The sequence below is a fragment of the Brachyspira hampsonii genome, assembly GCF_001746205.1.
Taxonomy (GTDB): domain Bacteria; phylum Spirochaetota; class Brachyspiria; order Brachyspirales; family Brachyspiraceae; genus Brachyspira; species Brachyspira hampsonii_B.
Map to the genome: position 1 here is coordinate 170,402 of NZ_MDCO01000009.1, position 13,953 is coordinate 184,354.

Genomic DNA, 13,953 nt, shown 5'->3' on the forward strand with positions numbered 1-13,953 from the left:
ACAGGATAATAAATAAATAATGAAAAAATGGATTATTATATCACTACTATTGATAATACCTATATTATCATGCTCGCCAAAAAGGATAGTAGACAGAGAAATAGAAGCTGTTTATGATAAAAAAGATAATTCTTATACTATTACATATCCTGAATATAATAAACAGTACCCAAAATTTATAAATTTAAAATATGGAAAAAGTGTAAAAATAAATGACGGAATATTATTAACTTATAATATAGATTCTGATAATATACCTATACAATTAAATATAGAAGTAGAAGAAAACAATATAATAAAAACATTTAATATAGAAAATCCATTAGTTAATAGAAATATAAATCTCACATTATATGCTACAAATTTTAATCCTCCATTGGAAAAAGATAAATTAGACAGACTATCTGTAAGTATAGAAACAGTTGGAAATGTTGATACAAAAGATAAAGTAAAAATAGCAATAAATGAGTATGATGATAAAAGAAAATCAAGAGAAAATATAGCATTGATACTTCCTGAAAGCGGACATATAGCAAAGAGTAATCCTCCATTTGTTATGATTAATAAAAGAACTACCCTTACTAGAATATCAATATCTAAAGAGCTTTCATTTACAACTCGTTATGAATATACATTGAGAAATAACAGCTTCTTCTCAATAACAAATACATTAGAAAACGGCAAATGGTATATAGCATTTGATGAAAATGGAGACACAAATTTAAGAAGAATATATCATTTCTTTATAGATGACAGCAGTACAAAGATTATACCAATAACAAATAAGACTTTTAATATACAGAGACCTTTTGTATTAATAGATAAACAGACATTTGAAATATTATATAATTTACTATACAAAGCAAACAGACTTCAGCCTTCTGTACTTTTGAGAAATATAAATGCATTCAAATCATATACTTCAGCCAATATGGGTAAATGGTCTGTTAATAATATATCATATTCATTAACTGATGATACTAATAAATTATACTTTGAGAATCTTCCTTCTCATGCTATGGTTATGTCATTAAAAGCAGCATTTGAACCTAATAATAATTTGTTAAAATATGAAATTAAGCAGATGATAAGGGATATAGTGAATTTAGATGAAACAAAAATAGAAAATTATAATATTATAGATTCAGTTAATATATTAGCTAATTCTCTTCTTATGCCATTTGATTTAATGTATGATGAGTTTTCTCCTGAAGAAATAGTTTTGATGAAGCAGGAATTCATAAAATACGGAGAAACACTTTATAATTATATAACAGAAAATCCTTCAGAATATAGAAATAAAAATACTATAAAATATATTACAACATTAGGCTTAATAGCAATTAACATGCTTAATGAAAATGTAAATCAGGATCAAATTAGAAATTGGCATTATTTTTCTATGAATTATATAAACAGTATGGTATTTTCTATGTTTGAAAATGACGGAAGTTTTAAATCATCAATAAGCGAAGCATTTGATACTATCATGCCTATATTAACTTATGCATTATCATTAAAAAATGTAGGCATATTCGATGCTTTTACTTTTGAATCATTTAAAAATATAGGAAAATATTTGTCCATAGTAGGATATCCGTCAGGTTATACTTTACCTATAGGATACACTGCTATAGATAATAGAAGCAAATTAAGATTTGATACGGGTGCTAGAAGTGCAGTTATGGAGTTTCTAAGCAGAATGTATGCTAATCCATTATATAAAAATTATGCTGTATTTGCACAAAGCGAATCTGCTGAAATAAAATATCTACCTTATGCTTTAATGTGGAATAATTACTATCTTAGGGATAATGTTAATTCTAATGTTGATTTTCAATATGAGACTTTACTCTTGAAAAAAATACAAACTGCTATCTATAATGAAAATATAAAAGCTCTAAATGCACCTTATTTGGCTGTATATGCTAAAGGAAGAAACGCTGATGATTCTTTAGGACTTAATCATAATGACAGAATGAGTTTTGTATATTATAATTACGGAGATTCTATAATAGATGAATTAGGTTATAACTTTGATTCTAATAATTATACACTTTTCAAAGATGCTGCTTTTCATAATGGAATATCAATAGACGGAAACAAAATAGAAGAAAATATGGGAAGTTATTCTTATATAGAAAATATAACTAATTATTATAAAATGTTCTATGCCCATGCAAAAGCAAATCAAAGATATACATATTCTGTAAATCTTAAAAACTATGACAGAAGATTCTACTATCTAAAACCTAATATTTTAATAATAAAAGAAGATATTGAAGCATTGCCTGATATAACAAAACAATACCATGTTTACGGATATAAATATAAATGGAATGCCAATTCAAAACTTCCAATAACTTTTGATAATGATGCAGATAAATTCGTTATAGAAGGAGCATATTCTTATACCTATATACAAATACTATCTTCAAATGAATTAGAATATAATATTATACAAACTAATATAGGACAAAATAAATTATATACCGCAGAAGTTTCAACAAGAGAGAATGTAAAGAAATTTGAACCTTGGATAATTATAAGTACAATGCCTAAAAACAATGTGCCTCAGGCTATGAGAAGAAATATTATAAATCCTAATATCACCTTGGGAAATTTCACAAGTACAAATTTAAATTTCAAAGCAGGAAATAAGGAATACTATATAAACATAGAAGATTATATAAATACTTCGGATAATACAAATAAAATAAACAATATACTATATACAGAAAATAGGGAAAATGTTATAATAAGCTCCGATTAATTATAAAGGACTTATTAATGAATATATATATAGCTGATTCATATAAAGATTATACTGTATTCACAGCAAAACATATTCTCAATTTCTTAGAGAAAAAGCAGGAAAAAAAAGAAAAACTTTATATTTCAGTTTCTAGTCAAGATGATACTAAAGATATTTATAGAGAAATAATAGAAAATATTAATAACTATAAAATTAATTTCAAAAATATATTTATATTTCAGCAGTCGGAATATATAGGACTCTCTCCTACAGATAAAAACAGCAAAGCATACTTTTTAAAAGAAAATCTGCTTTCCAAAATAGATATACCTGAAGAAAATGTATTTTTATTTGACGGAAACGGCGATGAATCTCAAATGGATAAACAGCTTGAAATTATAAAAAAAATAGGAAGATTTGATGTTATATGGTATTCACTCACCGCTGATTCCACTTCGGCAGGAAATGAAAGAATGTCGTCATTATCTTCACTCTTTAGAATAAAAACTTTAAGCGAACACTCTATAAGTGAGATTAAATATAAGTTTGAAGATGAAAGCAAAGTACCCACAACTGTATTTAGTATGGGTATGGGCTTTATAGATATGGTAGATACTGTGTTATTAACATCATCTGGAATCAATAATTCATGCTCTTTGAGAGATTGTTTAGAGTATGGTATAAGTAATTCTTCACCTTTAAGTAAATTACAAAAGCATAGTGATGTTACTGTGATAGCTGATTATGAATCATCTTTAAGACTTTCAAGTCAGACAGTATTTATGAAGATAGAAAAAAATATAAAATAAAAAAGGAGAATATACATGAGAATCATTATTACAAATGAAAGCGTTTATGAATGGGCTGCTTATTATACTGTAAAATGTATATTAGACTATTCGGATAAAGAAAAGCCTTTTGTATTATCTTTTCCTTTAAGATATATCAATAAATCATATTATCAAAAATTATTATCTTTCTACAATGATAATATAGTATCTTTTAAAAATATACATATAGTTTCATCTGGTGAATATATAGATTCAAACATATCGCAGAAATATTTAGAAGATAATTTTTTAAAATTTATAGATATACCTAAAGAAAATGTTCATTTATTTGACAGTAATGTAGTAAATAGAAAAGAAGAAGCTAAAAGAATGGCTAATTTGATAAAAGAATTGGGCAATATCACTTTATTGATAGACAATTTAGCTGAAGATGGAAGTTTCTTACTTAATACTCCAAGCTCATCATTAGAAGGAAGTGTTAGGGATAAAAAGATAAGTGAAATAATAAGAAGCTATGAATCCAAAAAATTTAATATGCCTATAGAGATGTTTCCTAGAGAAGGCTTTACATTAGGATTTGAGGAAGCATTCAATGCAAAATACATACTAGTTATGGCAAATGGATATGAAGTGTCTGATGCTTTAGCCCATTGTGTTGAAGGAGCTATAAGTCAATTCTACCCTACTTCTGTACTTCAGGAACATAAAAAACTTATAATTGTAGCCGATGAAGAATCCAGCAGCGATTTGAAAGTAAAAACTTATAAATATGCTAAAAGTTTGGAAAGCAAAAGTCTTCACCCTAAAGAACTTATTAAGGGGCTTTATAAATCTTATTATGCCCTTACAAACATTAAAATATTTGATGGAGAGAAGTTTATAGACGGACATTGTATTGTTATAGAAAATAATGTTATCAAAAGCGTTGAAAAAGAAATAGATGTTGATGCTGTTATTACCAGAATAGATTTGGGAGGAAAAATAGTAGCTCCCGGATATATAGACTTGCAGGTTAATGGCATAGGCGGATATGATATTAATGCTTCCCCTACAGTTGAAACATTAAAAAATATGAATGAAGTTTGTCAGAGATACGGCTGTACTTCATATTTGCCTACTGTAATTACAAATGGCGATGAATACATGTTAAAAATTATAGATTTATTTAATAGTATAGAGGATCTGTCAGTAATCGGAGTATTAGGAATACATTTTGAAGGTCCTTATATATCGCATGAAAAAAGAGGCATACACAATGAAAAGTTCATAAGAGAGCCTAATATGGAGATGATAAAAAAAATCAATGCTTCTAAATGCGTAATGGTTACTGTAGCACCAGAAATGGTAAATGGTGAAGTTATAGAGGCTTTTGCTTCTGCTGGTAAAGTAGTATCGGTAGGACATACTAACGGTACTTATGCAGAAATAAAAGAGAAAATACCTTACGGAATAACTTTTGCCACACATTTATTTAATGCTATGCGTCCTTGGGGTTCAAGAGAGCCAGGTGCTGTCGGAGCGGTACTTGAAACTAAAGACATGTATGCTGGTTTAATATGCGATGGTGTGCATTGCGATTTTGCTTCAGTAGAGCTAGCATACAAATTAAAAACAGGTCATATATGTATAGTTACTGATGCCATAGCCCCTGCAGCTGCCCCTGAAATAAAAGAATATATTTGGGCTGGTAAAAAAATACATAGAGACGGCAACAGACTTATTGATGACAATGGCACTTTGGGAGGATCTGCTATTACAATAAGCCAATCTGTAAGAAATGTAGTTAATGAGGTAGGTGCTGCAGTTGAAGAGGCTTTGAAAATGGCTTCGCTTTATCCTGCTAAAGTTATGGGCATAGACGACAAATACGGCAGAATAAAAGAAGGATACATTGCCGATTTAGTTGTATTAGATGAAAAGTTAGTTGTAAAAGGTGTGGTATTCAAAGGAAACTACAAAGAGTATAATTATGACCATGAATGGGTAACACATGCTTAAAATGCTAATTTAAACAAGTAAATTTGTAAAAGGCTTTGCTTAAATTACTAAGTAAAGCCTTTTATTTACAAAAAATTAATACCTGCAATTTCATTTTCTAAATTTAATGATTTATTTAAAATCTATATAATATTATATTCCAATTCTAAAATTAGATATACTTAATTTTTAGAATCTCTATCTTTTTTATAATATCCATATCCATATCCATATCCGCCAAAACAACCTATGGCAAAACTAATGATAAGAGGTAATATTTTTTCTAAAAAAGCTGTATTATTTTTAAACAAAATCATAACTACTAAAAAAAATATTAATAATACAATTATTATTAATATATTATGAAACCTCTGATTTTTCTTATCATTAAAAACTCTTTCATCATGTTTATTATGAAGTTCTGTCATTTCACTAATATTCTTATCTGTAATTTTATTAACCAAAGGATTAAAAGAACCACTAATTGACAAAAAATCATTAATCTATTCTATCATTTCAGGCGGTAATTTATCATTATTACTGCTATCCTTATTATCAATAATTTCTTTATTGTTTTTCATATTTGTGTCCATAATTTTTAACTATGCTATTAACCGTAGGTATAATATAACCATTTATTTCATCATTAATTTGTTTATTTATTATATTAGAATAACAAATTCCTATAATCGAATTAAATTTTTTCCTACTTAATTTACTTTTATATTTAAAAGTAATTTCAAGTAATTTTTTTTCTTTATCAATATTCATAACACATACCCTCATATATATAATATAATAAAATATAATATTGTCAAATTATATTATTTTATATAAAATGTTTATAAAAAGTCAATGCCTGCAATTTCACTTTCTATAATCAATGATTTATACAAAACCTGTATAATCTTCTGAAAATATGAGTAATCAATATCTTCGCCTTTATGAGATTTTAAATATTTATCCAATACCTGATAGCCTCCTATTTTATAAAGCCAAACTTCTTTTGAAACTTTATCAAAATAAAGAGTTTTATTAATGAATAGTTTATTTTCTTTTTCGTTATAAACAGGTTTTTCTATTTTGTTGTTTTTATCATCTTTGTATAAACCCTCTCCTATATCGGCATTCAAATCATTATCTTTCATCAAATGAAGATTGTATAACTTAGTGCCTAAAGAGCTTAATTTTATAAATATATCCTTAGAATCCGTAAAAGGAATTTTAGGAAAATCTATTTTTAGGAAATCAATATATTTAGTTCTGTAAGTTTTGTGAAAGAGTATAGCATAAATATAGCCCAAAACCTCTTCAGGCGAGAAATGAAAGCCATATTTTTTGTCGATGAAATTTCTAAAATTGAGCGTAAAATTTTCTATCTTATCTGAATTGTCAAATGGATTTTCTTCATATTTTTCAAATAAATCCCCAACATTATAATTTTCAGCCTGAATAACTTTTCTTGCATTAGGAGTATTATACAAATATAATGGAAAAATATAATTACCTTCTTTAGTCTTATTTGAAATATAGCACATATCAATTATTTTATCAGTAATAAAACTATGAAAAAAATCAGAACTTATAATTTGGCGTATTGAAACTAATCCAATATTATTATATTTTAGAAAATGCTCCATTATATCACCTCTTGGCATACTATGAAACCCCTTTGACTTACCCGTATAATAAGTCCATCTTTTATCAAAAGGACGATAATTAAGTATTTTATAATTATTATCATCATTATTCGTTTCTTCCAATTCTTTTTTTGCATATCTAATCTGCCAATCTCTAGTATCTTTTCCTAAATCAAATTCTTTTCTGGCATATTCAATATCTAATTCCATAAATCTTTTTATATTATTTTTTAATTCATTTAATGAATTTATACTATCATTTTTAGATAAACAAAAATCATCTCTTGCTGTAACTATTCCAACACTTGAAGTTAAAAATATATCTTTTATACTATAAAAATTATCATACTCTTCTAATAAATTTTTATTTTGAGGTATAAATAAAAAGAAAGGCTCTTTATATTCTAATTTACTCCACTCTATACTTTTTATATTATTATCAAGAAGAAAATTATATTTATACTCTCTCTTTCCGTACAAGTCATAATAATAAACTGATGCATTTTCTCTGCTGTATTTATGTGTGATAGAGTTTACATTAATTAATTTTTCATCTTCTATATTTTTGGTATATCTTACAAATATATTTATACTTACGCCCTGCATTATGTCAAATACATTTTCATCTTTGCTGCCGTCTGGACATACTTCTTTTTTTCTGGTATTACCATGCAAATTTACAATATATATTTCATCAAAACTTTTTAATAAGCTGTAACGCATACCTCTGAAAGTAGGATTATCCAAAAATGAATGATTAGAAATAAAGCCGAATATTCCGCCTGCTTTTTGATTATCTATTTTCTGCTGTGCAAATCTTATAAACTTCACATAATCATCAAGAAGCATTTTTGGATTTTTTTCTTTTTCTACTTTACCGTTTCTTGTTAAAGCTAAAGGTTCTCTTTCTAACAATGTTTTATATTCTTTTCTTACCTCTTCCTCAAATATGCCTTTATTGGCACTTGCTCCGCTGTATGGAGGATTGCCTGTTATTATAAGAATCTCTTTTTCTTTTGTTTTCTGAGCTAGATTCATCTCTTCATTAAGCTCTTCAAATATATTGTTTTTCCCTTTGCTCTCATCTAAATCTATATTTTCTAAAGTGTTGGTTAAAAATATATTTAATCTCTCATCATCTTCTAAATTATAGTTAAACTCTTCTTTAAGTGTTTGAGATATTTTAAGATGTGCTATTGTATACGGTGCTATCATAAACTCAAAGCCGTAAAATTTATTTATTAATTCTTTAGGATTATATTTGACAGAGTTTTTTTGATAATATGATAAAGATTTCCTAAAAGAATCAAGTAAAAATGTACCTGTTCCTGTAGCAAAATCTAAAAGAGTTATATTAGTTTCTTTTTCTAATGCATCGCCTAAACCTTTATTTTTATTGAAATACTCTTTTAAAACTATATCTATAGAATCAATAATAAAATTAACTACGCTTTGAGGAGTATAATAAACGCCTCTAAGCTCTCTAAGCTCAGGATTATACTTATACAAAAAAGTTTCATAAAAATGCATATAAGGATCTTTCTGCGAAACTGTATTATCATATTTATTTAATTCTTCTACAATAGATACAATATTTATATGATTAGTTATATTTATTATTTCATTTAAAAGCCATTCTATAGTTTTTAAGTCATTAATATTTAATTCTTCCAAATCCTGAAGGAATTTACTCATAGCTCTTATTAATGGGAACGATTTAGGTATAAACTTAGTTACATTATATAAATCTATTTTTTCATTAGTATTGAGTCTTGCTAAAAACAAACTATAAGTAAGTGTCTGTGCAAAATTATCGCAAAAGTCTGCAAAATCTATTTGAGAATAAATTGTACTTTTAAATATATTATATAAACGCTCTATATGATTATTATTTTCAAGTTCGTATAAATCATCTCTTAATATTCTAGTACGCATAGCTAAAGCATCTGCAAACTCTAAAGCTGTATTTATAGGTTTAGGCTCTCTTGAGAAAAATATTTTAAATATATCTGAAAGTTTTTTACTTACTTCTTCAAGTTTAATTTTTTTATAATTTTTAATCTCACTTAATTCGCATATTCTAACTTCATCAATAATATTTAAGTTTTCATCAATTAATATAAATCTCAAATAATCCGTAATTATAATGTTATCACTCAAAAGAAGATATTTTTTTATCTGCTCGCTTTTAATAATTTCATCAAGATTGGCATTTACTCTTTTATTTTCAATATAGCCCAAAACAAGAGAATCAATAGTAACTAAAAAATCAGGTGCTCCCCTGCCCTCTTTATCATTGTTTGGTTCATGCTTTATATTTACCTTATTAAAATTAAGATGATTTTTTATACCATTTAATAAACTCTCTAAAGAAGCTCTATAACTATGCTCTTTATCTTCAGCAGTTATATCTTTTATGCCTTCTAAATATGAATATAGTTCTTTAATCATAATATAATCCTTAAATTTTATATTATAATAAAAAATATCCCATTTGTCAAAATAATATATATTTTATCTAAATTAATAAAAAACAAACTTTAATTAAATATAAACTTGACTAAAAATATTATTTATGTTATCATAACACAATCATTTAAGAAAATATGTAGTTATGGAGAGATGCCCGAGAGGCCGAAGGGAGCAGTTTGCTAAACTGTCGTAGGCAACCCCTACCGCGGGTTCGAATCCCGCTCTCTCCGAATCGGTTTATATATGATTAAAAAAATTTCTGTCATATTCTTAATTATTTTCAGCATAGCACTAACTCAAGAAAATACTACAAATCAAAATGACAACAATAATATTAATGTAACTACCGAAACTAATGCAGAAAATATAATGCCGGAAACTAATTTCTTCAATGTCGCTATAGATAATACAAACAATGCTAATGAACCTGCTATATTACAGGATATTAGAAATATTCAAGACAGAGCAGAAGTAAGTAACGGCTGGATGTTTATAAGAGCTATTATTGGTTTTATTGTTACTTTGGTTGGTATATATTTGGTATTTATATATTTAAAAAATAAATCTAAAAAAGTGTCAGGTTCAAGCGATATTATTAAAGTGCTTGCCACAACTCCTGTAGCTGCAAACAGATATATATCTATAATAGAAATTGTTGAAGATATGTATTTGGTTTCTATTTCAGATCATAATATTAATTTATTATCAAAGATAGAAGATAAAGAAACTAAAGATCAAATAAAAATGATGTATATTAACTCTAAAAATAATACAGTAGATGATAGTTTCAAAAATATCTTTAATCAAACATTATCCGTATTCAAGCAGCCGAAAATGAAAGAAAAAGATCCGTTAAAAACAACTTCAGAAATCAGAGAAAGACTTCATGATTTGAATGCAGAAAATCCTACAATAAATAATAATGATAATGAAAATAATAAAATGCAATAAAAAAAGATAGACTATATAAAAAGCCTATCCTTTTTTATATTTTATTAATAGACCATTCTTTTATTAGTTTGATTATAATTTATTAGAATATATGAATGAAGCCTTCCATCACTTCCCTTATAAACATTCATATTAATAGGATCAACTTCCCATATTCTATCTACTACAAAGTTATAATAGTAATTACCGGCTTCAGGTCTTAAAGTGATAACCCATAAATTATTAGAATAAGTCATAGGATATCTTAAACTATCAAAGCCCAATTTATCAGAAGTAAACATAACCTCTTTAGCAGTATCATTGCTGTAAAAGAATGTAACCGTACCATCAGAATTATAAATAGGGTTTTTTTCATAAAATCCAACATCATTAGTTAACACAAAATAGCTAACAACCTGATTATTATTATCATATTCAATATTAGCATTTACAGGATCATTAATCCAAACACCATTAACTCTGTATCTATAACTATATTTTCCTGCCTTAAGAGGATGCTGCCAAAGATAATAATAAACACCATAAGAACTCTTTATAAGAGGTATACTATCTTCCCAATTATTGAAATCACCGGATACTTCTACAGAATCATAATTCTCGGCAAAAGTAAATAATACTCCGTCATTTACGATTCTAGGCTGCATAACATCTTGTATATTATAATATTTTAAAATTTCAAGCCTATTCATTCTAGCTTCATACTGCTCTATAGTTTCAGTATCTTTTTCACCGCATGATAAAAAAACTATACTAAAAATAATAGATAATATTGTTAATTTATACATTTTTTTCATAGCTTATTCAACCTGTTATATTTAATTTACTATCAGTATTTTTTGAAGAATTATCTTTGTTATTATTAGATGCTGCCTTACTTTCGCTATTAGTTTTAGACATTTGCTCTTCAACACCTTCCCAAGCTGTTTTAAGCTCTTTGAGATACCTTATTACTTCTAACAAAGGCGGCTTAGTTTTAGATATATTACCTTCTGTAAGTTTTTGATTCATATATGTATATATAGAAGCAAGTCTATGTGCTATATCTCCGGCTTCATAATTAAGAGAAGATAAAAGCTCATATATGATTTCCTGTGCTTTTACTATATTATTATGTGCCTCTTCAGTACCATGCTTTTTATCCATAGCAGCACAGGCGGTTTCTAAAAACTTAATAGCACCGTCATAAAGCATAACGATAAGTCTGTTCTGTGAAGCGGTACTCACATCAACTTTTTTATATTTTTCGTATCCGTTATTACTAGACAATTTACTCCCCCCATTTGTATTATTATGTTAATTACTAAATATTATCGGAAAATCATAAAAAGCATAAAACATTTTTTAAGATAATAAAAATATAGCTGTAATATTATCTATTATAACATATAATAAAATTAATACCATAATATAAAAAGGAAGAAGTTATGATTAATATAAAATTTAATAATGGGATAGAAATGCCTATATTGGGACTTGGACTATATAAAATAACAGATAAAAAAGAATTAGAAAATGCACTAAGATGGGCTATAGACGCCGGATATAGAAAATTTGATACTGCTCAATTTTATAATAATGAAAAAGAATTAGGAGAAGCTATAAGAAAAATAGGAATAAAAAGAGAAGAAATATTTATAACCACTAAAATCTGGAATACAAAACAAGGTTATAATTCCGCAAGAAAATCATTTGAAGAAAGTTTAGAAAAACTTAATATGGATTATGTAGATTTAGTGCTTATTCATTGGCCGGGACAAAAAAAAGAAAGATATTTAGATACATACAGAGCATTAGAAAATATATGTCAGAGTAAAAAAGCCAAATCTATAGGATTAAGCAACTTTGAAATAAAGCATTTAAAAGATATATTTGCACATTGTAATATTGCCCCTGTACTAAATCAAATAGAAAGACACCCTAATTTGCAAAGAAATGAATTAATAGAATTTTGTAAAAATCATAATATCATCGTGGAAGCATGGTCGCCATTGGCAAGAGGAAAACTATTTTCTGATAAAACCATAGTTGATATAGCAAATAAATATAATAAAACTCCTGCTCAAATAATTTTAAGATGGAATATAGAAAATAATATATCTGTTATACCTAAATCTGTAACTAAAGAAAGAATAGAAGAAAATATAAATATATTCGATTTTCAATTAGATAAAAATGACATAGAAAAAATAAATTCATTAGAAAACGGATACAGAATAGGAGAAGATCCTTTAACTTTCGATTTTTAAAATCATTTTTATTAAAGTGTATTTTATTAGACTTGTTTAAAAACTACTTAACAAGATCATATATAAAAATTTCATAATTTTATAATTTACAAAATAATGTTTCACATGTTTTATAAATTATTATTTTAGTATATAAATATGCAGTCCTTTTGCTTCTCGCCGCAAGCGTACTTCGTATGGGACACCAAAAGAAGTGGGGGGGTGGCACAACTGTGTGCTTCGCAGCTAGTCCACACTAAATTACAAAAAATTAGTTTTGAAACAAGTCTATTATTATAAAATATTATAGTTTCTAAAAATATATTTTTAATATATAATTTAATAATCATTATTATTTGGAGGATTATTTTATGTCTGATACAAAAAGAATTGCAATAATAGGTGCTATGGATTCAGAAATTACCAATTTTAAAGGTATGATTGAAAATATAGAAGAAATTGAAATAGCTAATATTACTTACTATAAAGGCACATTATGCGGTAAAAATATAGTATTATTAAAATCAGGAATAGGTAAAGTTAATGCGGCTATTGCTACAACTATAGCTATAGAAAGATTTAATGTAGAAAAAATAATATTTACAGGTGTTGCAGGTTCAGGAAATCCTGATTACGATATATCTGATATAGTTATATCAAAAGACTTAATAGAACATGATTTTGATACAAGCGATTTAGACGGAGAAGAACTTACTGTATTAGTTAAAGGATATGATAAAAATTACTATCCTGCAGATGCTTCTTTGATACAATTAGCAAAAGAATCAGCACAAAAAGTGATAAAAGAAAATAAAGTATATATCGATACAATAGCTACAGGAGATCAGTTTGTTGGCAATAATGAAAAAGTTAAGCAGATACATAAAAAATTTAAGACTGGTGCTATAGAGATGGAAGGTGCTGCTGTTGCCCATGCTGCTTTGATGTATAAAGTTCCTTTTGTAGTTATACGCTCATTATCCGATAAAGCCGACAGTGATGCTGTGGTAGATTTCCCTAAATTTGTTGTAAAATCTGCACAAAACTCAATGAAAATAGTAGTGGAAATGCTTGAGAATATGAAATAATTAAAGAAATAAATAATAGAGTTGTTTAAAAAATAAATATATAAAATTTTAAAC

Annotated in this window: 11 protein-coding genes and 1 tRNA gene; 7 read left to right on the forward strand and 5 right to left on the reverse strand. The window is 26.7% G+C overall.

Features of this window, described 5'->3' with window-relative positions; all coding sequences use genetic code 11:
* The first annotated feature begins 19 nt into the window (after positions 1-19).
* The 3 genes from BFL38_RS05985 to nagA are packed head-to-tail and all read left to right on the forward strand — an operon-like array spanning position 20 to position 5,544.
* The gene (locus tag BFL38_RS05985; protein ID WP_069726205.1) at positions 20-2,773 is read left to right on the forward strand and encodes an RNA polymerase subunit sigma-70; all 2,754 of its coding nucleotides are present in this window, start codon (positions 20-22) and stop codon (positions 2,771-2,773) included.
* A 17-nt stretch (positions 2,774-2,790) separates the two neighbouring features.
* Positions 2,791-3,564 carry a sugar phosphate isomerase family gene (locus tag BFL38_RS05990; protein ID WP_069726206.1) on the forward strand — a complete coding sequence of 258 codons (774 nt, stop codon included), beginning with the start codon at positions 2,791-2,793 and terminating at the stop codon, positions 3,562-3,564.
* A gap of 15 nt (positions 3,565-3,579) precedes the next feature.
* Complete coding sequence (gene nagA, locus BFL38_RS05995; protein ID WP_069726207.1) at positions 3,580-5,544, forward strand: N-acetylglucosamine-6-phosphate deacetylase; 1,965 nt, start codon at positions 3,580-3,582, stop codon at positions 5,542-5,544.
* 161 nt (positions 5,545-5,705) lie between these two features.
* Here the strand turns inward: nagA and BFL38_RS06000 are convergent, their stop codons facing one another.
* The 3 genes from BFL38_RS06000 to BFL38_RS06010 form a co-directional block, all read right to left on the reverse strand.
* Positions 5,706-6,014: a hypothetical protein gene (locus tag BFL38_RS06000; protein ID WP_256097208.1), complete on the reverse strand. Its 309-nt coding sequence runs from the start codon at positions 6,012-6,014 to the stop codon at positions 5,706-5,708.
* A 76-nt stretch (positions 6,015-6,090) separates the two neighbouring features.
* A complete protein-coding gene (locus BFL38_RS06005; protein WP_069726208.1) occupies positions 6,091-6,294 on the reverse strand; it encodes a hypothetical protein in 204 nt (67 codons plus the stop codon).
* Positions 6,295-6,365: 71 nt separating this feature from the next.
* The gene (locus BFL38_RS06010) at positions 6,366-9,614 is read right to left on the reverse strand and encodes a type ISP restriction/modification enzyme (protein ID WP_069726209.1); all 3,249 of its coding nucleotides are present in this window, start codon (positions 9,612-9,614) and stop codon (positions 6,366-6,368) included.
* Positions 9,615-9,779: 165 nt separating this feature from the next.
* Here BFL38_RS06010 and BFL38_RS06015 point away from each other — a divergent pair.
* Positions 9,780-9,865 (forward strand) — tRNA-Ser (locus tag BFL38_RS06015).
* A gap of 13 nt (positions 9,866-9,878) precedes the next feature.
* Positions 9,879-10,586 carry a flagellar biosynthetic protein FliO gene (locus BFL38_RS06020; RefSeq protein WP_069726210.1) on the forward strand — a complete coding sequence of 236 codons (708 nt, stop codon included), beginning with the start codon at positions 9,879-9,881 and terminating at the stop codon, positions 10,584-10,586.
* A 44-nt stretch (positions 10,587-10,630) separates the two neighbouring features.
* On the opposite strand, the gene BFL38_RS06025 is transcribed toward BFL38_RS06020, so the two are convergent.
* Together BFL38_RS06025 and fliS are read right to left on the reverse strand one after the other, a co-directional pair.
* The gene (locus BFL38_RS06025; RefSeq protein ID WP_069726211.1) at positions 10,631-11,380 is read right to left on the reverse strand and encodes an early set domain-containing protein; all 750 of its coding nucleotides are present in this window, start codon (positions 11,378-11,380) and stop codon (positions 10,631-10,633) included.
* A 7-nt stretch (positions 11,381-11,387) separates the two neighbouring features.
* A complete protein-coding gene (gene fliS, locus BFL38_RS06030) occupies positions 11,388-11,852 on the reverse strand; it encodes a flagellar export chaperone FliS (RefSeq protein WP_069726212.1) in 465 nt (154 codons plus the stop codon).
* A gap of 158 nt (positions 11,853-12,010) precedes the next feature.
* On the opposite strand from fliS, the gene BFL38_RS06035 reads away from it, so the two are divergent.
* Both BFL38_RS06035 and BFL38_RS06040 read left to right on the forward strand, forming a co-directional pair.
* On the forward strand, positions 12,011-12,832 hold the full coding sequence (locus BFL38_RS06035; protein ID WP_069726213.1) for an aldo/keto reductase: 822 nt from the start codon (positions 12,011-12,013) through the stop codon (positions 12,830-12,832).
* A gap of 350 nt (positions 12,833-13,182) precedes the next feature.
* Positions 13,183-13,899: a 5'-methylthioadenosine/adenosylhomocysteine nucleosidase gene (locus tag BFL38_RS06040; protein ID WP_069726214.1), complete on the forward strand. Its 717-nt coding sequence runs from the start codon at positions 13,183-13,185 to the stop codon at positions 13,897-13,899.
* Positions 13,900-13,953: the final 54 nt, after the last annotated feature.